Raw genomic sequence first — 21752 nt, 5'->3', positions numbered from 1 at the left:
CTGCTGTGGCGGGCATCAGTGCCCGTCCACGCCCAGGCTGGCGAGGAGGGAGACGCGCAAGGCGGCGAGTTCTGCCGATGCCCGGTCCCGCGGCCGGGTGCCGGGGACGTCGACGGTCCGGACGATCGTGGCCCCCTGGCCGTCGTCGGCTGCACCCAGGACGATGATCCGGTCTGCCAGCTGCAGGGCCTCATCAACGTCATGGGTGACCAGGAGCACCGTGGTGGGCTCTGCCTGATGGACGTCAAGGAGCAGGTCCTGCATCTTGATGCGGGTCAGTGCATCCAGCGCGCCGAAGGGCTCGTCAAGCAGCAGGACGCCGGGGTTTCGTGCCAGGGCCCGCGCCAGGGAGGCCCGCTGGGCCATCCCGCCGGACACTTCGCGGGGGCGGTGCTTGGCGAAGCTGTCCAGTCCCACCAGCTCCAGCAGCCTGGAAACCTTGGCTTTGCCTTCCTTGGCGCTGCAGCCCGTGGGAAGGCCGATGGCCACGTTGGCCTGCAGCGTGTGCCACGGCAGCAGCCTTGGTTCCTGGAAGGCAAAGGCGCACCGGGGATCGATGCCGTGGACGGGGGTGTCCTGGATGACAACGGAACCGGCGCTGGGTGAATCCAGCCCGGCAGCAGCGCGCAGCAGCGTTGATTTGCCGCAGCCCGACGGCCCCAGGATGGCCAGCACCTCGCCTGCTGCAACGTCGAAGGTGACGTCCTGCAGCACGGTGTGGGCGGCGTTGCCGGTTCCAAAGGTCCGGCGCAGGCCCCGGAAGGACACGGGAAGTGCGGAGGACGTGCCGGCATGGTTGCCGGCACGCTCCGAAGACAGGACTGCAGTCATAGGATCACTCCATCGGTCCTGGCAGTAGCACCCTACGGAGTCCAGCCTCTTACCGGAGTGGTCAGTTCCGGGTACCCAAGGCTCTTTCCTTGCTGTCAGCGTGTGCCGTGGGGGCCCACACTGACCAGGGTTGCTGCGGCGTCATCGATCCAGGTCTCTCGGCCGCTCGGGATGGTCACTACCCACTAGACCTGATGTGAAGAAATCATCCAAATCTGCGACTCGCCGCGCGTAATGTTCGTTCACATGTCCACGGAAGGCTTCTCGCCCGGCCGAAATTCGGCATTCGGCTCTTTGGGAAAGCGGCGTAGGCTTGGGGCATGGGCCACACCAACGATCCTGCAGTCATAGAGCGCCTTATGCGAAACAAAGGACGGTGGGCCATCGTGGGCCTGACCACCAATGAGTGGCGCGCGGCGTATGACACGTCACTTTTCATCCGCGACAGGCTGGGGATGGAGATCATTCCCGTGAACCTGCCCGGGGACCCGGTGCACGGCGAAACCGGGTACCGCACCCTCCAGGACATTCCGGCGGAAAAGCAGCCCATCGACGTCGTCGACTGCTTTGTGAATTCGCAGAAGGTCGGTGCGGTGGTTGACCAGGCGATCGCCGCGGGCGCCAAGGCCGTGTGGCTGCAGCTGGGGGTCATTGACGAGGCCGCTGCCGAACGGGCGAAGGCCGCCGGACTTGATGTGGTGATGGACGTCTGCCCCGCCCAGCAGGCGTGGAAGTACAACCTCTGACCTGTCTCCTGGGCGCCTGAGACAGCAGGCGCCCCGCTGCTCACGGCGGCGGCGAAGTCAGCGTTGCAATAATTCCGGGTAGTGGCGCTCCGTGACATCAGGGTGCGCGCGCATCCTGCCCTTGAGCATGTTGAGGCCGAAAGAGGCGAGCATAGGGTTGGTCGGATCATCCGAGAGGCCCCGGGCCTGCGCCTTCAGCTCGGGAGGCAGCGGCACGGGGTCGATCACGGCGTCCAGCCGCGGGGACCAAAAAAACGGCACGGAATAGCGGTCCACGCCGGGCGGCGGAGCCTTGACCCGGTGGATGGTGGCGGCCAGGTAGCCTTCGGTGGCCACCTCCAGCATCTCGCCGAGGTTCACCACCAGCGCTCCGGGTAGCGGCTCGACGGTGGCCCATTCGGTGGTTCCGTGTGGCAGCACTTCCAGCCCGCCCACCTCGTCCTGGAGCAGGAGGGTGACAAAACCGTAGTCTGCATGGGATCCGACGCCCTGGTCGCCGGCAGCTTCCACCACGCCAACATAGTGCACCAGCTTGCCCATCCAGGCCGGTTCGTCGCCGAAGGGCTCGTCAAAGTGGTCCTCGGGCAGCCCCAGCGCCACTGCAATGCCGCGGAGCAACTCCATGCCGACCTCCGACATCAGCTCAGCCCAGGCCATGGCCGCGGGCTTGAGTTCCGGCATGGCGTCGTCCGGCCAGAGGTTGTGGCCCTGCAGCAGCCAGTACGGCTGGTCCGCCGGGTAGTCATGGACGGGTTCCCGTTCGGGCGAGTAGTCGATCTGCTCCCGGGCGTCAGCCTTGCCCTGGGTGACCTCAGTGCCCATCCGCGTGTAGCCGCGGAAGTGCGGTGACAGCCTGTTATCCAGCTTCATCCGCTCCTCGAGGGGCAGGTTGAAGAAGCGCTTGAGGAGTTCCAGCAGCTCCTCGGCCTGTCCGGGCGCCGCGCCGTAGCCGGTGACCTGGAAGAACCCCACGCTGTGCGCGGCGTCCCGCAGTTGATCGATAAATTCCGGGCTGAAGGAACCGTAGGGCTGGCGCGCGGTACTCAGGTCCAGAACTGGGATGGTCGCCCGTTCATGTGACATGTTCGCAGACTAGCACCGGCCGGCCGCCCGTGGGGAGCCCAGCATTGCCCAGCTGCTGGTTCCCGAGCTGGTGCAGTCCGCTGCCCAGCAGCTCTTCGACATCACCGGAGCCTCATCCACGTCCAAATCGAAGTCCCTGGACCGGCACTGGCGCAACGCCCGGACGGTGTCCACCCACAACCCGGCCGTGTTCAAGGCCAGGATAGTTGGCGACTATGAAGTCAACGGCACCACCCCGGAAGGACTGCACAGCATCGGAGATGTGCGCACGGCGGGCTGACGGTACGCGCCCAGCACATGAGGGACGTGGCCGGATAGGCTCGCTCCATGGACGCAGCGCAACTCAAGGCCTTCTGCCTGTCATTTCCGGGCGCCTATGAGGATTTTCCCTTCGGCCCGGAGACGTCGGTCTTCAAAGTTCGGGCGAGCGTGGCCGGTGGCGCCAGGCATGAGGCCAAGATGTTCGCCTCATCCGCGCTGGACGCCCGAAACCTTTCCGTGAGCCTGAAGTGTGAGCCTGCCCTGGCCGAGCACTTGCGCGCCGCACACCCCGAAATTACCGGTGCCTGGCACATGAACAAGACGCACTGGAACGGCGTGCGCCTGGACGGTGACCTCCCGGACGCCATGATCCGGGACATGGTGGAGGACTCATACGACCTGGTGGTGGCCACCCTCAGCCGGAAGCAGCAGGAGCAGCTGGGCTGGGCCCGGCTCACGGGATCCCGGGAGGGCACCGGTGGCTGAGAAACGCCTTGCCCGCGGCCGGCTCGACTACCCAGGGGTTGGCGCCACCGAAAACGGCCGCCCGCCCGCTGGCTACCCTTCCGTGGTGTCCCAGGTTTACCTGGGCGAGGGGACGGAACTGTATCGCCGCGTGGCGCAGGGGATCCTGACGTGGGAGCTGCAGCGGCGGTCGGGGCTGCGCGTCCGGGCGGAGTCCGACGTCGTCCGTCCCGGAACGCGGGTGGTGAGCGGTTTCGGCGTCGGGCCGCTCCGGGTGAACGCACCCTGCGAAGTGGTCTGGGTCCGGCGGCCCGTAGCAGGTGACGGACCCCAGTCGGCGGGATTTGGCTACGGGACGCTTCCCGGGCATCCGGCACGCGGCGAGGAGGCCTTTGAGGTGGAGATTGACGATACCGGCCGGGTGTTTTTGAAGATCACCGCCTTCAGCAGGCCAGCCAACTGGTTCTACCGGGCAGGTGGCGTGGTGACCCGGGCGGCGCAGAGGCACGTCACTTCGCGATACGTTGAAGGGGCACGCCAACTCGCCGCAGGTGAAAGCTGATCAGGAGAAGGTACATGCTGCACCAAGAGACCCTTGACCGCCTTTGGAATTTTGAGGATCCCGGACTGTCCGAACAGCGTTTCCGGGACGCCCTTGCCGATCCGACCTACAACACCGACGAAAAAGCCGAACTCGCCACGCAACTTGGCCGGGCCATTGGCCTGCAGGGCCGCTATGAGGAAGCCGATGCCCTGCTGGATACGATTGACGGCGAGGACGAACCCACCGTCGGAATCCGCGTCTTGCTCGAGCGCGGGCGAGTACTGAACTCCAGCGGCCATGCCGCGATGGCCGTACCCCTGTTCGAGCAGACGGCCGAGCTGGGGGACCACCTCGGTGACGAATTCCTCGCAGTGGACGCGCTGCACACGCTCGCCGCCGCGGACTCCGCCCATGCGGAATCCTGGACCAGGAGTGCGCTCGAATACGCCTCCACCGCCCACGATCCCCACACCCGGCGCTGGATGGCCGGGCTGCACAACAACTTGGGCTTGCTGCTGCACGGAACCGGCCGGCTCACCGAGGCCATGGTGGAATTTCAGCTTGCCGAGCAGTGGGCCGAGCAGGCCGGCACCCCGGCGCAGGGGCAGCGCGCCCGGGAGGCCATTCTGGCCTGTGAGCTAGCCATGACCGCCGGCTAAAGAAGCCAACAACCCCGAACGAAAGGAATCCCATGATCTTCATCGTGGTCAAGTTCAAGGTCAAGCCCGAGTGGTCCGAGCGCTGGCTCGGCCTCGTGGAGAACTTCACGAAGGCAACCAGGGAGGAGCCCGGCAACCTCTGGTTCGACTGGTCCCGCAGCGTGGATGATCCGAACGAGTTTGTGCTGGTGGAAGCGTTCAAGGACGATGCCGCCGGGGACCACGTCAACAGCGCGCACTTCAAGCAGGCCATGGCCGACATGCCGCAGGCCCTGGCCGAAACACCGCGGATCATCAGCCGCCAGCTCGACGGCGACGGCTGGGACCGGATGGGCGAACTCACCATCTGACCCCCATCGACTGCTCCGTAACGGCCCTTTTGACGGTTCAAAAGGGCCGTTACGGAGCAATGGATACGATAAACGCATGTGGGTTGGCTGGATTGAATTCGATATCCTCCTCGGTGATGTCCAGAGCCTGAAGGAGAAGCGCTCCGTCATCAGGCCGCTCCTGGCCGAGGTTAAGCGCCGCTTCGACGTGTCCGTCGCGGAGGTGGGGGACCACGACCAGTACCGGCGCTCGCAGGTGGGCGCCGGGCTGGTGGCGGCCGACCGGGCGCACCTCGTGGAGGTGCTCACCGCCGTCGAGCGTTTTGTGGCCGCGAGGCCTGAGATTGAACTGCTCAGCGTCCGGCAGCGGGAGCTCCACAGCGAAGACTGACTATCGATTGCTCCATACCGGTCGTTTTGAGCGCCCAAAACGACCGTTGCGGAGCAATCGATGAAGCCTGTGGATAACTTCTGCAGCGCCCGTCGCGTTCTGTTCTGATGAGTTCATGAAGACCCCTCGCCCGTTGCCGGCGGAACTCCATGACCACCCGTTCACAGTGGCTGAGGCGACGCGTGCGGGAGTGCCACCGAGGCGGCTGCGACACCGATCCCTGAAACGCCTCGGAAAGGGGATTCGGTCGGAAAGCCCGACGGCGGAGCTCCCCATGAGCGGCAGGGTCCGGCCTTTCATCGAAGTCAATGAGCGATGCGCCGCATCGCACCTCACCGCGGCGGAGCTCCTTGTCCTGCCGCGACGTCAGCAGAAGGGGACACCGGAGATGTTTCATGTCATCAGGCCTGAAGGTGAAGCCCATCTGAATCGGCCTCATGTGATCGTGCATCGAATGAAGCTGTTCAGCGACGAGGTCACCACAGTCGAGGGGATTCCAGTAACGACGCCGGAACGGACGTGGCTGGATATGGCGGAAACGCTGTCAGTGGACCAGCTTGTGGCCATGGGTGACAGCTGCGTTCGAATACCCCGGGCGGCGCTGGAGGGCAGGGACATGCCGCTGTGCAGCATGGCTGACCTTCAGCGGATGATTCACAGGCATAAAGGAAAGCGCGGGCTGCGCAAAGCCAAGGAGGCGATCAAACTCATCCGGGTGGGTTCGGACTCGCCGCAGGAGACACTGCTTCGCCTGGCGATCGTTAGGGCCGGGCTGCCGGAACCGGAGTTAAACGTGCCCATCATTTCGGAAGACGGCAGGAGGCACCACGAGCCGGATCTTTCGTATCGTAAGTACCGGATCGGGATTGAGTACGAGGGCGAACATCACGGTGAAGAGGGCCAGGTTGTCCGGGACATTGCGCGTTCCGAAGGTTACCAGGGGTTGGGCTGGACTGAGGTCCGCGTCTCGAAGCGGCACATGCTGAACGACGCCAAGCCTGCGGTGGCCAAAATCCGCATGGCTTTGATCGGGGCGGGCTGGCGAAAGGGCCAGCAAGCAACGATTGCTCCGCAACCGCCGTTTTGAGGGTTCAAAAGGGCCGTTACGGAGCAATCGATGGGGCGGCGGTGGGGATTAGCCGAAGTACTTCGGCAGCGTCCCTTCGTGGGCTTCGCGGAGGGCGTCGAGGGACAAGGTGTCCACGCCGTTGATCTCCAGCTGGTTGCTCGCGGCGTCCACCACACCGATCCGGACGTGGGCAAAGCCGCGCGCCGTGCACATGTCCTTGAATCGGACTTCCTCGGAGCGGGGCACGCCAACAATTGCACGGCCCTGGGACTCGGAGAACAGGGCGGTGAAGAGATCAACGCCGTCGCGGTCCAGGACATCCTGCAGGGCGATCCGGGCACCTACGCCGTAGCGCAGGGAGGACTCCACGAGGGCTGCCGCGAGGCCACCTTCGGAGAGGTCATGCGCGGAGTCAACCATGCCGTCGCGGGAGGCGTTGATCAGGATTTCACCCAGCGCGCGCTCGGCGGCGAGGTCAACCTTGGGCGGCAGTCCACCGAGGTGACCGCGCATGTTGGCCCATTCGGAACCGTCCAGTTCGGCCGCCGTTGTACCCAGCAGGTAGATGGCCATGCCATCCTCCCGCCAGCCCGACGGCGTGCGGCGGGCAACGTCGTCGAGCTTGCCCAGTACCGCCACCACGGGGGAGGGGTGGATGGGTGTGGTTCCCGTCTGGTTGTAGAGCGAGACGTTGCCGCCGGTGACCGGGATGCCCAGCTCCATGCAGGCGTCGGACAGGCCGCGGATGGCTTCGGCGAGCTGCCACATCACGTCCGGGTCCTCGGGGGAGCCGAAGTTCAGGCAGTCGCTGACGGCCATCGGCACGGCACCGGACGTGGCCACGTTGCGGTAGGCCTCGGCCAGGGCCAGCTGCGCGCCGTGGTACGGATCGAGGTAGGTGTAGCGGCCGTTGGCGTCGGTGGCCAGGGCAACGCCCAGGCCGGTTTCCTCGTCCACGCGGACCACGCCGGCATCGTCCGGGAACGCCATGGCGGTGTTGCCGCCGACGTACCGGTCGTACTGGTCGGTGATCCAGGCCTTGGAGCACATGTTCGGTGAGGCCACGAGCTCGGTGACGGCCGCAGCCAGTGCCGCGGGGGCGGAGGGGCGGCCGGCGTCCTGGACGGAGCCGGTGAAGGAATCGGCCTGGACCGAGTCCTGCCAGGAGGGGCGGGCATACGGGCGGTCGTAGACCGGGCCGTCGTGTGCCACGGTCCGCGGGTCAACGTCCACGATGACCACGCCGTCCCAGGTGATGATGAGGCGGCCGGTGTCGGTGACCTCGCCGAGCCAGGAGTATTCCACGGCCCACTTGTCCATCACGGCTTCGAAGGCTTCGATGTTCTCCGGGGTGACCACGGCCATCATGCGTTCCTGGGACTCGGACATCAGGATCTCGCCCGGAGTCAGCGTGGGGTCGCGCAGCAGCACGGAGGTCAGCTCAACCTGCATGCCGCCGTCGCCGTTGGAGGCGAGCTCGGACGTGGCGCAGGAGATGCCCGCGGCGCCCAGGTCCTGGATACCCTCAACCAGGGAGCCCTTGAACAGCTCCAGGCAGCACTCGATCAGGACCTTTTCGGCGAACGGGTCGCCCACCTGCACGGCGGGGCGCTTGGAGGGCTTGGTGTCGTCGAAGGACTCCGAAGCCAGCACCGAGGCGCCGCCAATGCCGTCGCCGCCGGTGCGGGCACCGAACAGGACCACCTTGTTGCCCTTGCCCGACGCGTTGGCGAGGCGGATGTCCTCGTGGCGCATCACGCCGACGGCCAGCGCGTTGACCAGCGGGTTGCCCTGGTAGATGGAGTCGAACACCATTTCACCGCCGATGTTCGGCAGGCCCAGCGAGTTGCCGTAGCCGCCGATGCCGGCAACGGCACCATGCATGACGCGCGCGGTGTCCGGGTGGTCGATGGCGCCGAAGCGCAGCGGATCCATCACGGCAACCGGGCGGGCGCCCATGGAGATGATGTCGCGGACAATGCCGCCGATGCCGGTGGCCGCACCCTGGTAGGGCTCAACGAACGACGGCGAGTTGTGGGATTCGATCTTGAAGGTCACGGCCCAGCCGTCCCCCAGGTTGGTGACGCCGGCGTTTTCGCCGATGCCCACCAGCATGTCCTTCTTCATCTCGTCGGTCACCTTGTCGCCGAACTGGCGCAGGTGGTTCTTCGAGGACTTGTAGGAGCAGTGCTCGCTCCACATGACGGAGTACATGGCCAGTTCGGCGCCGGTGGGGCGCCGGCCCAGGACCTTCACGACCTCGTCGAACTCGTTCTGCTTCAGGCCCAGTTCAGCCCAGGGCAGCTCGGTGTCCGGCGTCTTGGCAGCGTTCTCCACCGTGTCGATGTTGAACTTCTTGGTGATTTCAGTGGTCACTTGGCGCCTCCCACAATCTTGTTCAGTACGGAGGTGAAGAAACCGAGGCCGTCAGTGTCGGACCCGCCGATGCCATCGAGCGACTGTGGGCCGAAGCCAACCTCAGTGGCGTGCTCCGGGTGGGGCATAAGGCCCACCACGTTGCCGGCAGCGTTGGAGATGCCCGCGATGTCGCGGCGTGAGCCGTTTGGGTTGAAGCCCACGTAGCGGAAAGCCACGCGGCCTTCGGCCTCAAGCGCGTCCAGGGTTTTTTCGTCGGCGATGTACTGGCCGTCCTGGTTCTTCAGCGGCACCGTGATTTCCTGGCCGGCCTCGTAGTCGAGGGTCCAGGCGGTGTTGCTGTTTTCCACCCGCAGGACCTGGTCGCGGCACAGGAACTTCAGGTGGTCGTTCTTGATCATGGAGCCGGGCAGCAGGTGCGACTCGGTCAGGATCTGGAAGCCGTTGCAGATGCCCAGGACGGGCAGCTTGGCATCGGAGTTCGCGGCGTCAATAATTTTGGCCATCAACGGAGCGAACCGGGCGATGGCGCCGGCACGGAGGTAGTCTCCGTAGGAGAAACCACCGGGAATTACGACGGCGTCGACGTCGCCGAGGGCGGTGTCGGCGTGCCAGAGCGGCACTGCGGTGCCGCCGGCAAGCCGGACTGCGCGGGCGGCGTCACGGTCGTCAAGGGTGCCGGGGAAGGTGACGACGCCGATCTTGGCACCCGCGAGCCTGGGCTCGGCGGCGACGGCGATTGCCTCGCCGATCAGGGGAAGTTCAGTCATCTCAGGCCTCGACGACCTCGACGTTGACGACGTCCTCGATCACGGGGTTGGACAGCAGGGTCTCGGCGGCTTCGCGGGCCTGGGCCAGGATTGCGTCGGTCACCTCGCCGTCGACCGTCAGTTCAAAGCGCTTGCCCTGGCGGACAGAGCTAAAGCCGGTGAAGCCCAGGCGGGGCAGTGCACCCACGATGGCCTTCCCCTGCGGGTCCAGAATCTCGGGCTTGGGCATGACGTCAACAACGATCCGGGGCATCCGGCAACTCCTGTGCGTGAGCTTTGGGTAAGGGCGCAGCGGAGTGGTGCCGTCTTACGCCGTTCCAGAAGTGTTGGGACCTGCTGTTTTGAACAGTGTCTTTGAACAGTGTCTCGTACAGTGAGGACGGGCGCTCCGCGAGCTTGCTAGCCCATTCTACCGGCCGGAGGGCTGGACCCCGTATTCGGTGGGCTCCGTCACTGTCATCGCCCCGGGAGGTCCCTCCGGGAGCGGAATAACGACGGCGGCTCTGGCCCCGCGCAGGCAGCGTCACTAGGATGGCGGAATGGCTGAAAAATCGAAATCCGTACTGTTGCCGATGGTCGCCGTTGCCGTGTTCGCCGGGCTGGGCCGCATGGTCATGCAGAAGATCAAAGCAGACAGGGCGGCCCGGGAAAACCGGGTGGCCGGACCCGTGGACGAAAAAACCCGCCAGTGGATCAGCGACGTGGTGCGCACACCCAGGCAGTAGGCTAACCCTCACAGAACCAGACTATCGAAGCGGGCGCCCCTCAACGGGGCGCCCGCTTTTGCGTGTGCGCCGGCGCGCTCACCTGGGCATCTTTCAATAACCCCTAGCCATGTGACGCTCTACACATTATGGTCATAGGATGTCGTATGTGGCACGTAGTATCCCTGCAGGAAACACAGCCCGCACGGCAAATTCTCCCGATTCCGCCGCACTTTGCGGTGCCTTGAAAGGACATGGATTTGCGAATTTTCACCCCACGGAGCAGACGAAGGCAGGTTGCCCGCACGGCAGGAGCCGGCCTGGTAGCGCTGGCGCTGCTAGCGGGACCCGGGATTGCCGCGCAGGCCGCCCCGATCCCGCCGAGCAACCCGGCGGCAGCGCCCGGCGGCTTCACCGAGGCCAATATTGGTGCAGACCGCACCGCGGCCAACTTCTTCTACCGGATCCCCGCCCTGACCTACCTCGGCAACAACGTGGTCCTCGCGTCCTGGGACGGCCGCCCCGGCAGCGCGGCGGACGCCCCCAATGCCAACTCGATCGTGCAGCGCCGCAGTACTGACGGCGGCCAGACGTGGGGACCCGTGCAGGTGATCGCCGCCGGACACGTGGGCAACGCCACCACGCCGAAGTACGGTTACAGCGACCCCTCCTACATCTACGATTCCGAGGCCGGCAAGGTCTTCGCACTGTTTGTCTACTCCAAGGACCAGGGCTTCTTCGGCAGCCAGTTCGGCAACAACGACGCCGACCGCAGCGTGATCTCCTCGGCGGTCATCGAATCCTCCGACGGCGGGGTCACCTGGAGCGAGCCGCGGCTCATCACGAGCGTCACCAAGCCCGGCACGAGCAAAACCAGTCCGGCGGCGGGCGATATCCGCTCCAACTTCGCGTCCTCCGGCGAAGGCATCCAGCTCAAGTACGGCCAGTACAAGGGCCGCCTCATCCAGCAGTACGCCGGCGATGTCCGGCAGGCGGACGGCACCAACAAGATCCAGGCCTACAGCGTGTACTCGGACGATCACGGCGCGACCTGGCACAAGGGCGCCAATGTTGGCGACCGAATGGACGAGAACAAAACCGTTGAACTTTCCGACGGCCGCGTCCTGCTGAACTCCCGCGACAACGCCAACCAGGGCTACCGCAAGGTGGCCATCTCCACCGACGGCGGCGCCACCTACGGGCCCGTCACGCAGGACACCGAACTGCCGGACCCGGCCAACAACGGCGCCATCACCCGCATGTTCCCGGCCGCAGCGCAGGGCTCGGCGGACGCCAAGAAGCTCATCTTCACGAACTCCAACTCCAAAACCGGCCGCGAGAACGTCTCCGCCCGCGTCTCCTGCGACGACGGCGCCACCTGGCCCGGCGTGCGCACCATCCGCTCCGGTTTTTCCGCCTACTCCACCGTGTCCCGGCTCGAGGACGGCAAGTTCGGCGTGCTGTACGAGGGCAACTACACGGACAATATCCAGTTCGCGAAGTTCGACGACGCATGGCTGAACTACGCCTGTGCCCCGCTGTCCGTCCCCGCCGTCACCACCGCCCCGGGTGCCACCTCACAGGTAGCTGTCACCGTCACCAACCAGGAGGCAACCACCCTCTCCGGCGCGACTGCGACGGTCTACACCCCCACCGGCTGGACCGCCACCACGGTGCCGGTTCCAGACCTCGCCCCCGGCGCTTCGGCCACCGTCAACGTGGCACTGACCGCCCCCGCGAACGCCAGCGGCCCGCAAAACCTCAACGCAGCCTTTGCGACGGCGGATGGCCGGGTCTCGCAGTTCACTTTCACCGCCACCGTTCCGGCGGCCCCGCAGGTGGGCCTCACCATCACCGGAGCGCCTCCCGCCCGCGACGTCATCGCCAACCCGTACCAGGCCGGCGATGTCCTGACCTACGCGTTCACCGTCAAGAGCACCGCCAACGTGACGGCGAACTCCGTGCCGGTTTCCGGAACCTTCGATTCCGGCTTCCTGCCGCCGTCGGCCCCTAACTGCAGGTTCAGCAACCTGGCGGCAGGTGCCAGCTACAACTGCACCACTGCCAAGCACACGGTGACCGCGGCGGACATTGAGCGCGGCTACTTCGTGCCTGAGGCGAGCTTCAGCATCACAGCCACCGGGACGCCGTCGCTCACCAAGACGGTGCCGTTCACCGGCGCTGCCGTGGCCTTGCGTGACGGGCTGCTGGCCGTTGACATCAGCGGTGCGCGCGCCGACGTCGGGCGCGACCTGTCCACCCAGCCCTACGCCGCGGGCGAGCTTGTCCCGTACAGTTTCAGCGTCACCAACACGAGCCCGCTCCTGGAGAAGGTGGTCCCCACCGCAGGCAACTTCAGCCCGTTCGTCCCGGACGGTCCGGGGAACTGCCGCTACAGTGCCCTGCCGGCCGGACAGGACTACACCTGCGCCACGCCGCGCCACACCGTCACCGCGGAGGAAGCCGAGCAAGGCTTCTTCGTTCCGAAAACCACGTGGGAGGTCAGCGCCGCGGGCCAGACCACCAGAACGTACGCAATCGACGGCGGCGAAGTGAACCTCAAGGTCCGCGACGCCCAGCTTGCGGGCACTGTTGCCTCGGAGTGGAACGACCGCGACGGCGACCGCTTCGCCAGCGCGGGGGACACCGTCACTTACACGTACACCGTGGGCAATGCCGGCAACGTTGCACTGACCGGTCTCACCGCTCCGGACGCTTCCATCGGCCAGGACACCCTGGCTGTGGGCGGCACGGTAACGGCGACGCGTGAGTACGTCCTCACCGACGCCGACATCGCGGCAGGCAAGCTCGACGCCGTCTCCTTCGAAGCCAGTGCTTCCAACGGTGCCAGACCTGTCACGGCCACAGTGACCGGCGGCGAAGTGGTTCTGAACCTGAAGCCGGCGCAGCCCGGGACGGATCCGGTCCTGGCCGTCCAGGACCTCGACAAGCAGACAGCTCCCTTCGACCTGGGCACGCTGGACAAGTACCGCAACGGCCAGAAAGTCACCCTGAAGGGCCTCGACTACGGCCAGTGGTACTACGTGTACCTGAACAAAAAGAGCTACCGCATCGGCTGGCTCTTCCCCGCCACGGACAACACGGTCGAGTTCATCCTGCCATCCGATGTGCGGAACGGCCGCGACGACGTGGTGGTGCTGGACCAGGACGGCAAGCAGGTCTCCTTCGACCGGCTGCAGGTGACGCCCAAGGGCTGATATGTAGAAGCTGAACCGGGCCCCCGAGTGGGCCGGACCTGAAGAGTCCGGCCCACTCGGGGGTCTTTCTTGTCGTCGCTGGTTCTCCGGCATGTCGGTGGGGCGCTGACAGCCTTGGTCGTGGATGCATGGGGGTGTGCAGCCATCACAAGGTCAAAGGCTCTTTGGGCGGTGGGTTTTCAGTGCTGCGCCGTACTGCGCGCGTCCCTCCGGGGGTCGAACGCCCGTGCCAGCTGTGCGAGCGCCAGCGCGGCGACGAGCAGCCCGAAATCGCGCAGGGCGATGTCGTAGAAACCTGGGTATGTCAGCAGGTTGATTATGATGCCAGCGAGCCAGAACGCGACCACATAGGCCGCATAGCGCGGTTTAATGGCGATCAGGATGCCGGCGGCGATTTCCACTGCCCCGACGATGAGCATTGCGGTGTGACCGTTGAAGGGCAGCAGTCCGGCAACCCAGGGGGCCAGGTAGCCCTCCCAGTTCGTCAGGACGTTGGCGAATTTGTCCAGGCCGAAAACCACGGGAAGGAAAACGAAACCGACCCGCAAGATCGCGAATGCCGCATAGGCCGGTTCCGTCTGCACCCGGTGCAGGGTCCGGCTGATCCCGTTTTGGGCGGGCATGGGAATTGAGGTGGCAGCCACGGTATTTCTCCTTCTAAAACTCGTACTCGTTGGACCGGCGGCGTTTTTCATCGCCTGCCGGCAGGACCCGGAGGCTCCCGGTACGGGGGGCAAGTCCGGCTACGAACCTGGTTTCTTTTCCGTTCTGGTTCATCCGAACCATCGTGATGGGCCCTGTTGCGTCTGCCGTTTACCGGCCGATGGGGTCATGGTCAACGACGGCGGGGTGGTGCGGTCGTTGATGAGCGCCATTGCGGCGCATTCTTGTGCGTCGCGGATGCCTGCAACCGCTGCGTTCTTGTCTTTATATTTTCCGGACACGGCCAGTACCTTCCCGGTGCGGGAGAGCAATCTGAACTCAAAGTCCCCGCCGGTTGTTACCACAAGTTCGAATGTTCCTGTCATGGTCGAAATGATCCTTGAGTCGGGCGCTTCGTCTGTTCCCGCCCGGGCCATTCGGGCCATCACCTGAAGAAACGCAATCAATCGGTTTGAGTTAAGCAACGTTCTGGACCAATGATTTGGCCGCACTTGGGACTAGGTTTGCGGGGGACCTTCGGCCGCATCGGCTTCTTCCGGGGAGTCCGGACCTTCAGCGGGGTCCTGGGAGTGGGACCGGATCTCCGGAAACTCCCGCGTGGTGTCGCCTTCAGCCGGAGCCTCGCTGTGGATCCGGATCTCGCCTGTGGTTGAAATGCCCATTCCTCACACCTCTTTTGCTTACACCATCTGCGAACCGGAACGTATGCAGACGAATTAATTCAGCACTGATTTCAATGTTTTGCAGGTCCCAAATCGGGACGACGGTTTATCGGTGGTTGTGCAGTCCGATCGGGGCGGTCATCTACGAGACCGTAGGTTCCGGCTCCCATCAGCAGGATGCCCATAACGCCGACGGCGGTGACCTGGGAAGCAACGCCTGCGATAAGCAGCACGACGCCGATGAGGCACGCGAGGACAGCGAAGTATGTGGTTGCCCTGAACCTGTCCCCCATGAAACCTGATGACAGTTCCCGGGCCAGGCGCGGGTCCTGAGTGACCAGGTCCAGCTCCAGTTGATCGAGCAGTTTCTGCTCTCTATCTGACAACGGCATCTGAAGCCTCCTCTGATACCGCTGCTAGCCCTTTCCAAGGCCTTGCAGCTGACCGCTGAGCAGATGTGCGCTGTCGCGGTTTCTAAATCTAACATCTTTGATATTAGTATTCCGACCATAGGATCGTTCCTGATGGAAGTCAAGGAGAGCGGTCCGAGCAGGGGGTTTCCGGTCGGCGGTGCGGCTAGCTTTCGGGGCTTGACGGTTGCCGGCTTTCCTTGATCAGTGCGCACAGTACCGCTGCTTCGCTGATTATGGGTTCCTTTGTGGCGGTCAGCAGCGTAAGGGGTCCGCGGTCGGCCAGGCTGCGGAGTCGGCCAAGGGCCGCTGCGGCTTCGGGTGCTTCCAGTTCGGTTCGGTAGCGTCGGCTGAACTCTTCGAAGAGCTGAGGGTCGTGGTCGTACCACTTCCGCAGCTGAGGGGAGGGGGCTATGGCCTTGCACCAGTGGTCGATGCGGGCTTTTTCCTTGGTCAGGCCGCGTGGCCAGAGCCGGTCTACGAGGATGCGCATGCCATCTGTGGCGAGCGGGGCCTCGTAGATGCGTCGTACTTTCACAGCGTGTGGGCTGGCCATCGGGTTGTCTCTCCTTCATTCGGGCGTTTGTCGTGGCTCTGTTCCTTCACAGCTGAAACGGTGGTGAGGGTGGAAGCGGTGATACGGCACCGGCAGCCTCAGGGGTCAGTTCCGGCTGTCGTTTCGTTGCCGGCGGCGGTATCGCGGAGGGCGAGGGCGCCCTGGATCAGGGCGGCATGGGTCAGGGCCTGCGGGAAGTTGCCGAGGAGGGTTCCTGTGGCCGGGTCGATTTCTTCGCTGTAGAGTCCGAGCTTGTTGGCGTTCTTCAGGAGTGCTTGGAAAAGTTCCGTCGCTTCACTGCGCCGTCCCGTGTGCGCGAGGGCCTGGACCAGCCAGAAGGAGCAGGGCAGGAAGGCCCCCTCGGTTCCGGGCAGTCCGTCCTGGCCGGGCGGGTAACGGTAGAGGAACGGAAAACCGGCGGAGAGGTTGTCGCTGACTGCATCCACTGTTCCCTTGACGCGGTCCGAGCCGGTCTCTTCGAAGCCGATGACGGGCAGGACCAGCAGGGCGGCGTCCAGGTCAGTGGATCCGTAGGTGCGGGTGTAGGTGTTTCTGGCCGGGTCAAAGCCCTTTGACCTGATCTCGGCGGCGAGCTGGTGCCTAGCCTTTTGCCAGCGGTCCCGCTGCCGTGCGCGGAGGTGGTGGCTTTGTCCGATCCGCAGTGCCCTGTCAAGCGCCAGCCAGCCCATCATTTTGGAGTGCACATGGTGGGCGGCGTCGTCGCGGATTTCCCAGATTCCCGCGTCCGGGTCCTGCCAGCGCAAGGCCACCAGGTCCGCGAAACCGCGCATTGCCCGCCATGTCTCTGAGTACAGACGGTGCCCGCTCCGCACGAGGACCCAGGCGGCGTCCAGGACCCATCCGTAGCCGTCGAGCTGGTGTTGGCTTGCGGCGCCGTTGCCGGTCCGGACCGGTGTGCTCCCGGCAAATCCGGGCCAGTTGCGGAGCGTGCGCTCCGCCGGCACATGTCCTCCGGCGAGGGTCAGCAGTGCCGGCAGGCGCGGCCGTTCAAGCCGGCTGGCGTGCAGCAGCCAGCCGAGGAATTTTCTGGCTTCAGCGGTTTTTCCCACGGCGAGAAAGGAGCCGACCCCGATGCTGGCGTCCCGGGGCCAGGCGTACCGGTAGTCCCAGTTGCGGATCCCGCCGGGGTCCTCGGGCAGGGATGTGGTGGGGGCTGCCACCGGGGCGCCGGAAGGGGAGTACGTGAGCAGTTGGAGGGTCAGCAGGCTCCGCAGGACGGGTTCCCGGAAGGGGATGCCTTCGTCGACGTCCTCCGTCCAGGCCCGCCAGCGGGCTTCGTCCGTTTCGACGAGGTCCCAGGCTGTTGACGGTTCGACGTGGATGAGGGGTTCACCGTGGGCGATGGCGAGGACGAGGGTGACGGGGCGGCCAGGGTGGATGGTCAGATATGTCCGCTGGCCTGGTTCCAGCTCCAGTTTTTGGCTGCACCCCAGGGACAGTGCAAGAGGGCCCCAGTCGCAGACGAGGTCGCGTCCGCGGCGGGTAAACGGGCGGCGGTGCTGTTCGCCCAGACGGGGGTCGAAGCAGATGACCGCGGGCATGGGTGATCCCCTGGCACTGAGCCGTCTGATCAGGACCGTCGTGGGCAGCAGCTGGCCGGCGACTTCAGCGACCATGGCTTCGGTAAGGATGAGCTCGCCCTCGCCGGCTGACCAGACGGTTTCCAGCGTTGCGCTGTGGTGGCGGTATTGGCGTGTGACTTCTCGCGCCGGTAAGACCGGTCCGGCCAGGAATGTTCCGGCGACGGCTCCGCCCAGGAGCGCCCCGAAGACCGGCTCACCGTCAAATGCCGGGGCGCAGAGCCAGTCCACAGAGCCGCCCGCGGACACGAGGGCTGCCGTGCGGGTGTCACCGATCAGCCCATAGTCAGCAATGGGCGAGGGCTGCCACAGCCCGGTGTCGTGGCGGAGAGGTTCTGCCAGGTTCGATTCGTCGACCCCGTGCGGGTGCCGGGCTGTCATGATGCCTTCAGGAGCAGGCCGAGGACCGCGCCGTAAAGGATATGGGCGAGGACTGCGACGGCGGGTGTCTGGATGCCGTAGTTCAGGCCAAGCAGGCCTGGGGGTTCCAGCACGGACCTGCTGGCAGGTCCGGCCCTGGTCGATGCCATCCTGGGATGGACCCCTGGCAGCAGCGGGAGGATTACCGTCAGCGCTACCGCGACGTGGAGGAGCGCAAGCAGCGCGCCTGCCCACCAGGTTGCCGCGCCGAGGAGCGCGAAGGTAGCCGCGTAGCCCAAGGCGAAAACCTGCCCCGCGGCCAGATGGATGAAGAATCCCGCGACACGTGCCCGATCAGGGTCAGGGGTCAGGAGCGTGCCAAGCACTAGGGGAAGGTCCAGGCGCGTCCAGCCAGCCATCTGGGCTGAGATCATCACGACCGTCAGTGCGCCGGTGGCCAGCAGCCCGAACAGAGCCCATCCGTGCCAGTCCATCTCAACAGCCGCCGCGACGGTACCGCAGGGCCAATGAAAGCCACCGCTGCTTGGCAGGTGGTCCTGTCCGGCAGGTCGCCGAACCCTCAGCGTCGGCCGGCAGCCAAAGTCTGTGACGGGATGTGTGATTACCTGGGTCCGGAACCATCTCCTTGTCCTTTCCTGTGCTGTTGCCGTGGCCTGCCGGGGTGGGTTCCACGCCTGCGGCTGTCCCGGGGCGGGATGTTCTGTTCAGCCGCGGGTTGTCACTGACTGTTCATTCGGTGTCGTCGTGTGCTTGTCGGGTCAGGTAGCGGAGGAAAAGCATGTCCCCGCAGCGGAGCACGTGTGAAGATGCATTCTCTGTAGGTGCGGATTTTCCTGGGAGCTGGCAGGGATACGCATGCGGGTCCTCCTGCGAGCAAGGACTGACCGAGAGGCAGAGTTCATCGACGCGCCCGGCCTGCTGGAACGTTTCGAACGGGCGGGGTTGAACCACTCCGTGTTCGGAAAAGTGGTCCACGACGCGGATCGTGCAGTGAACATTTCAGCGAAGGCCTGGGCGACACGGCGGGGAGTCTCTGCCAAGCCCGGGTCCGAAAGGTCCATGCCCAGAGCGGTCACCAAGTCCGCTATGGCCGCGCGGACCCCCTCCAGGTCAATGCCGGGGGCAGCCTGCCCAAGACCCAGTCCGTCCAGTTCACCTAAGGGGCCAGAGTACTCGTCCTGCGGGGCGATGTACTGAGATAACATGGCACCCCCTCTAAAGTCAGTTCTCTTGAATTTAGAGCGTATAATTAAGTCCGTCAAGCCCTTCAGGAGGTGATTGAATTTCCCCATGAATTCCTCGCCGATTACAACGCGAAATCCCGACGCGGCCTCACTGGTCGATCCTGTACGGCGCGCTCTCTATAAGGCGCTGATACGCAGCCCGGTCCCGCTCACACGGGACGAGCTGGTTAAAAGGTTCAATCTGGCTCCAACTACTGCGTCGTTTCATCTCGAGAGGATGGTGCGGGACGGTCTGCTGGTTACCGAAAGCAGGAAGCTGGGTCCCCGAACCGGGCCGGGCTCCGGACGTCCCAGCAAGCTCTATAAACCGGCATTGGATGAAGTCCAGCTCTCCGTTCCGGCGCGTGAATACGAGCTGGCTGGCCGCATGTTGGCCTCCGCGATCGAAGCGTCCGCTGAAACCGGAGAAACGGTGGAGGAGGCTCTTGCCGCCGTCGCCTACGCTGAAGGCCAACGGCGCGGGCTGCTCGCTGGAAACCTCGAGAAGGCTCTGACCGACAACGGTTACGAACCCGAGACCGACGGACAGGGACTGGTGTTGTGTAACTGCCCGTTCCGCCGCCTCGCCACAGACCATACCCGCCTTGTCTGCGGACTCAGCGCCGCCCTCCTGCAGGGCACCCTTGACGGGTGCAATGACAAGCAACACCAGGTGGTGGCCGCCCCTGTCGGTTCAGCCTGCTGCGCACGGCTCACCGTGTCAACAACATAAAGAGCCCAGCGCAACCACAGCTGGCGGGAGGCGCAGCCCGGCTCATCATGGGATGTCCATGGATTGACACACCGGCACGGCTCCTCGCCGCCGCGGGCTTCCAGCTGCAGGCGTTCAACGAACAGCTCTGGCTGCTTGAGCGCGGCTATTTCGCGGTTGCGTTGGACAAGGACAAGAAACCCGTCGACGCGCTCGCCTCCAACACGGGCCATTGCCTTTGGACCGGGATCATCGACAACGACAAGGCCGCGCAGGTGGCCGAACACTTGGTGTCCCCTGACATGTTTACCGGTTGGGAGATCAGGACGCTGGCATCAGGCATGGGCGCCTATAACCCTGCCAGTTACCACAACGGATCCGTCTGGCCCCACGACAATGCCATCACCGCCGCCGGGCTGGACCGGTCAAGATACCCCGAACCAGTCCCGTACCGGCCTCATGTTCCCCGCAGGAAAATGGGCACAGATAAAGGGCCCGATGTCGATGACAAACGTTTCGCACAAAAGTCTCCTTGTCCGGCTAATGCTCGGGAGTCCTCGCTTGAGAAACCTCAGGTCTAGGGATTTCTATGTAGCGTCTCCGCACGAGTCCCACGAAGCAGCAGCGCAGCCATGAGGTGGCGGGAAGTCGCTGCCACACACTCGGCCCAGGGCGCGGGTTCATGGACCGCGCTAACGCACTGCGTTGCGAGGCTTGCCAGCTGACCTTGCCGGTTGTGGCTGGCCATATGGGTCTGCCGGGTCAACAATGGCTAAATGGGGCATTCAGCGAAGGTGGCATCGTCCGTTCTGTACGTATCCGAACTTGAGCGGTCCGTGACCTTTTACCGGGACCTGTTCGAATGTGAGGTAACCCTCCGCTCGGCGGAGTCTGCCCTCCTCCTGACCGCCGACGGCTTCCAGCTGTACGTCATAGAACGCGGCAAGCATGCTGAGCGCCACCCGAGCGGATTGGGCCACCACCTCCTGATGTGGGCCACCGACAGCGCCAAGGGCCTGGAATGTCTGAAGCAGGCACTGCAGGGCACCGGCAGTTACGTCGATACCCACACATCCGGCGGAGTCACGTTTGTAGAGGGCCGCGACCCTGACGGCCTTCGCGTTGTTATTGCCCACCCCGACCCGGCACAGCAGCCACGTTCGATTTTCGACAGCCACCTGTACGCCTGATTGGCAGTTGTCCGCGCTGAGACGCGCGGCCGCGAGTTGCGCGGTGAACCGCACGGCCAGCCTTTATTCAGCGGTCCCCGCCAGACGCTTCGTGAGATGTTCCGGAAAGTCCTCATAGCTGGCAATTAGGTCGCCCAGACCGATCATGAATGCAAAATCCATGACCGGCTGGTGAGCTGCCAGAAGCACCGAGCCTCTTTCACCACCCGCCGCTCGTCGGCACCCTCCAGACCCAGCTGCGCCAACACGCCTGGCTCGACCCTAATTCTCGACTCGATCACTTCGCCCTCAGCCCAGGCACGCACCAGGTACTCGTGTTCAAACAGCATCTCCACCTCAAAACATTGCTGCCGATCGAGATGGCCATCCAGAAGCCAACCTCGCATCCGTGATGTGCTCCTATCCGCACCTGAACGGCGTTTTGCCTGTGAGAACAAGGAACTGCTGACCGACTGGCTGCGGGTTGATCTCGGTTTCGAGGGTTACGTCATGTCTGATCGCGGCGCAACTCACAGCACCGCACCGGCGATTAAGGCGGGCCTCGACCTTGAGTTTGGCGTGCAGCCGAACACCTGCGGGGATCTGGGCCACCACACCATCGCCTACCTTGCAGGTCCCGAAGCGTCGTGGGCAGACGCATGCGCTGGCGTTCACTGCGTGAGGCAGCCTCGGAGTTGGAACGGGGGGTACGACGTCCGGGTCCAAGAGTACCTACTGGCCGTGGTGGCGGGGACGGGGCCCCGGAATGGCTGCAGAACCAGACCACCGCCGTGATCGCCTACAACGACCAGATGGCCATGGGCTTCATCCGCGCTCTCCAAAGGCGGGGCATCAACGTTCCGGAGGAGATCAGTGTGGTGGGCTTCGACACAGCTACGAGACAGGCCTCGTTGCTCCTGCACTGATGA

Annotated in this window: 24 protein-coding genes and 3 pseudogenes; 15 read left to right on the top strand and 12 right to left on the bottom strand. The window is 64.8% G+C overall.

Features of this window, described 5'->3' with window-relative positions; translation table 11 throughout:
- Positions 1 to 15: 15 nt before the first annotated feature.
- The gene (locus tag IAQ70_RS11690) at positions 16 to 831 is read right to left on the bottom strand and encodes an ABC transporter ATP-binding protein (RefSeq protein ID WP_190989492.1); all 816 of its coding nucleotides are present in this window, start codon (positions 829 to 831) and stop codon (positions 16 to 18) included.
- Positions 832 to 1151: 320 nt separating this feature from the next.
- On the opposite strand from IAQ70_RS11690, the gene IAQ70_RS11685 reads away from it, so the two are divergent.
- Positions 1152 to 1577, top strand: a complete 426-nt coding sequence (locus IAQ70_RS11685; protein ID WP_190989491.1) for a CoA-binding protein — start codon at positions 1152 to 1154, stop codon at positions 1575 to 1577.
- Between the two features lie 57 nt (positions 1578 to 1634).
- Here the strand turns inward: IAQ70_RS11685 and IAQ70_RS11680 are convergent, their stop codons facing one another.
- Positions 1635 to 2660 (bottom strand): isopenicillin N synthase family dioxygenase, encoded by a 1026-nt coding sequence (locus tag IAQ70_RS11680; RefSeq protein ID WP_190989490.1) that lies wholly within the window; start codon positions 2658 to 2660, stop codon positions 1635 to 1637.
- Positions 2661 to 2691: 31 nt separating this feature from the next.
- Here IAQ70_RS11680 and IAQ70_RS11675 point away from each other — a divergent pair.
- The 7 genes and pseudogenes from IAQ70_RS11675 to IAQ70_RS11645 all read left to right on the top strand — a co-directional run.
- Positions 2692 to 2940, top strand: a pseudogene (locus IAQ70_RS11675) (acyl-CoA dehydrogenase family protein); the annotation flags it as partial.
- 47 nt (positions 2941 to 2987) lie between these two features.
- The gene (locus IAQ70_RS11670) at positions 2988 to 3407 is read left to right on the top strand and encodes an MmcQ/YjbR family DNA-binding protein (RefSeq protein WP_190989489.1); all 420 of its coding nucleotides are present in this window, start codon (positions 2988 to 2990) and stop codon (positions 3405 to 3407) included.
- The gene (locus tag IAQ70_RS11665) at positions 3400 to 3948 is read left to right on the top strand and encodes a DUF1990 family protein (protein ID WP_190989488.1); all 549 of its coding nucleotides are present in this window, start codon (positions 3400 to 3402) and stop codon (positions 3946 to 3948) included. The genes IAQ70_RS11670 and IAQ70_RS11665 overlap by 8 nt, the downstream gene beginning before the upstream one ends.
- Positions 3949 to 3962: 14 nt before the next feature.
- The gene (locus IAQ70_RS11660; protein ID WP_190989487.1) at positions 3963 to 4589 is read left to right on the top strand and encodes a hypothetical protein; all 627 of its coding nucleotides are present in this window, start codon (positions 3963 to 3965) and stop codon (positions 4587 to 4589) included.
- Positions 4590 to 4621: 32 nt separating this feature from the next.
- Positions 4622 to 4939 (top strand): putative quinol monooxygenase, encoded by a 318-nt coding sequence (locus IAQ70_RS11655; protein WP_190989486.1) that lies wholly within the window; start codon positions 4622 to 4624, stop codon positions 4937 to 4939.
- A gap of 76 nt (positions 4940 to 5015) precedes the next feature.
- Positions 5016 to 5309 (top strand): DUF503 domain-containing protein, encoded by a 294-nt coding sequence (locus IAQ70_RS11650; protein WP_190989485.1) that lies wholly within the window; start codon positions 5016 to 5018, stop codon positions 5307 to 5309.
- 274 nt (positions 5310 to 5583) lie between these two features.
- Entirely contained in the window at positions 5584 to 6396 is an 813-nt protein-coding gene (locus IAQ70_RS11645) for a hypothetical protein (RefSeq protein ID WP_223859969.1), read from the top strand.
- Positions 6397 to 6444: 48 nt separating this feature from the next.
- Here the strand turns inward: IAQ70_RS11645 and purL are convergent, their stop codons facing one another.
- Genes purL through purS form a run of 3 tightly spaced genes read right to left on the bottom strand, consistent with a single transcriptional unit; the run spans position 6445 to position 9777 of the window.
- Entirely contained in the window at positions 6445 to 8754 is a 2310-nt protein-coding gene (purL, locus tag IAQ70_RS11640; RefSeq protein ID WP_190989484.1) for a phosphoribosylformylglycinamidine synthase subunit PurL, read from the bottom strand.
- Positions 8751 to 9524, bottom strand: coding sequence for a phosphoribosylformylglycinamidine synthase subunit PurQ (gene purQ / locus IAQ70_RS11635; RefSeq protein WP_190989483.1), 774 nt, complete (start codon positions 9522 to 9524; stop codon positions 8751 to 8753). Before purQ ends, purL begins: the two co-directional genes overlap by 4 nt.
- A 1-nt stretch (position 9525) precedes the next feature.
- The gene (purS, locus tag IAQ70_RS11630) at positions 9526 to 9777 is read right to left on the bottom strand and encodes a phosphoribosylformylglycinamidine synthase subunit PurS (protein ID WP_066287204.1); all 252 of its coding nucleotides are present in this window, start codon (positions 9775 to 9777) and stop codon (positions 9526 to 9528) included.
- Between the two features lie 286 nt (positions 9778 to 10063).
- On the opposite strand from purS, the gene IAQ70_RS11625 reads away from it, so the two are divergent.
- Positions 10064 to 10249, top strand: a complete 186-nt coding sequence (locus IAQ70_RS11625) for a hypothetical protein (RefSeq protein WP_190989482.1) — start codon at positions 10064 to 10066, stop codon at positions 10247 to 10249.
- Positions 10250 to 10488: 239 nt separating this feature from the next.
- Positions 10489 to 13446: an exo-alpha-sialidase gene (locus IAQ70_RS11620; RefSeq protein WP_223859968.1), complete on the top strand. Its 2958-nt coding sequence runs from the start codon at positions 10489 to 10491 to the stop codon at positions 13444 to 13446.
- Between the two features lie 179 nt (positions 13447 to 13625).
- On the opposite strand, the gene IAQ70_RS11615 is transcribed toward IAQ70_RS11620, so the two are convergent.
- The 7 genes from IAQ70_RS11615 to IAQ70_RS11585 all read right to left on the bottom strand — a co-directional run bounded on the left by IAQ70_RS11615 (position 13626) and on the right by IAQ70_RS11585 (position 18192).
- Positions 13626 to 14090, bottom strand: a complete 465-nt coding sequence (locus tag IAQ70_RS11615) for a hypothetical protein (protein ID WP_317983642.1) — start codon at positions 14088 to 14090, stop codon at positions 13626 to 13628.
- 129 nt (positions 14091 to 14219) lie between these two features.
- A complete protein-coding gene (locus tag IAQ70_RS23325; protein ID WP_190989480.1) occupies positions 14220 to 14474 on the bottom strand; it encodes a YegP family protein in 255 nt (84 codons plus the stop codon).
- Positions 14475 to 14606: 132 nt separating this feature from the next.
- Positions 14607 to 14771, bottom strand: a complete 165-nt coding sequence (locus IAQ70_RS11605) for a hypothetical protein (RefSeq protein ID WP_190989479.1) — start codon at positions 14769 to 14771, stop codon at positions 14607 to 14609.
- Positions 14772 to 14842: 71 nt separating this feature from the next.
- Positions 14843 to 15163: a DUF3040 domain-containing protein gene (locus IAQ70_RS11600; protein ID WP_190989478.1), complete on the bottom strand. Its 321-nt coding sequence runs from the start codon at positions 15161 to 15163 to the stop codon at positions 14843 to 14845.
- Positions 15164 to 15347: 184 nt separating this feature from the next.
- Positions 15348 to 15737 (bottom strand): DUF488 domain-containing protein, encoded by a 390-nt coding sequence (locus tag IAQ70_RS11595; RefSeq protein ID WP_190989477.1) that lies wholly within the window; start codon positions 15735 to 15737, stop codon positions 15348 to 15350.
- Between the two features lie 98 nt (positions 15738 to 15835).
- Positions 15836 to 17719, bottom strand: a complete 1884-nt coding sequence (locus tag IAQ70_RS11590; protein ID WP_190989476.1) for a glycoside hydrolase family 15 protein — start codon at positions 17717 to 17719, stop codon at positions 15836 to 15838.
- The gene (locus tag IAQ70_RS11585; protein WP_190989475.1) at positions 17716 to 18192 is read right to left on the bottom strand and encodes a hypothetical protein; all 477 of its coding nucleotides are present in this window, start codon (positions 18190 to 18192) and stop codon (positions 17716 to 17718) included. Before IAQ70_RS11585 ends, IAQ70_RS11590 begins: the two co-directional genes overlap by 4 nt.
- 817 nt (positions 18193 to 19009) lie before the next feature.
- Between IAQ70_RS11585 and IAQ70_RS23320 the strand changes: the two are divergent.
- The 5 genes and pseudogenes from IAQ70_RS23320 to IAQ70_RS11560 form a co-directional block, all read left to right on the top strand.
- Positions 19010 to 19195, top strand: a pseudogene (locus IAQ70_RS23320) (helix-turn-helix domain-containing protein); the annotation flags it as partial.
- A gap of 81 nt (positions 19196 to 19276) precedes the next feature.
- Positions 19277 to 19675, top strand: a complete 399-nt coding sequence (locus tag IAQ70_RS22745) for a helix-turn-helix domain-containing protein (protein WP_223860008.1) — start codon at positions 19277 to 19279, stop codon at positions 19673 to 19675.
- A 113-nt stretch (positions 19676 to 19788) separates the two neighbouring features.
- Positions 19789 to 20094, top strand: a pseudogene (locus tag IAQ70_RS11570) (amylo-alpha-1,6-glucosidase); the annotation flags it as partial.
- A 336-nt stretch (positions 20095 to 20430) separates the two neighbouring features.
- On the top strand, positions 20431 to 20844 hold the full coding sequence (locus tag IAQ70_RS11565) for a VOC family protein (protein WP_190989472.1): 414 nt from the start codon (positions 20431 to 20433) through the stop codon (positions 20842 to 20844).
- Between the two features lie 638 nt (positions 20845 to 21482).
- Positions 21483 to 21749, top strand: coding sequence for a substrate-binding domain-containing protein (locus IAQ70_RS11560; RefSeq protein WP_190989471.1), 267 nt, complete (start codon positions 21483 to 21485; stop codon positions 21747 to 21749).
- Positions 21750 to 21752: the final 3 nt, after the last annotated feature.

Source organism: Pseudarthrobacter sulfonivorans, from assembly GCF_014712225.1.
Lineage (GTDB): Bacteria > Actinomycetota > Actinomycetes > Actinomycetales > Micrococcaceae > Arthrobacter > Arthrobacter sulfonivorans.
This window is presented reverse-complemented; position numbering and strand designations above follow the sequence as displayed.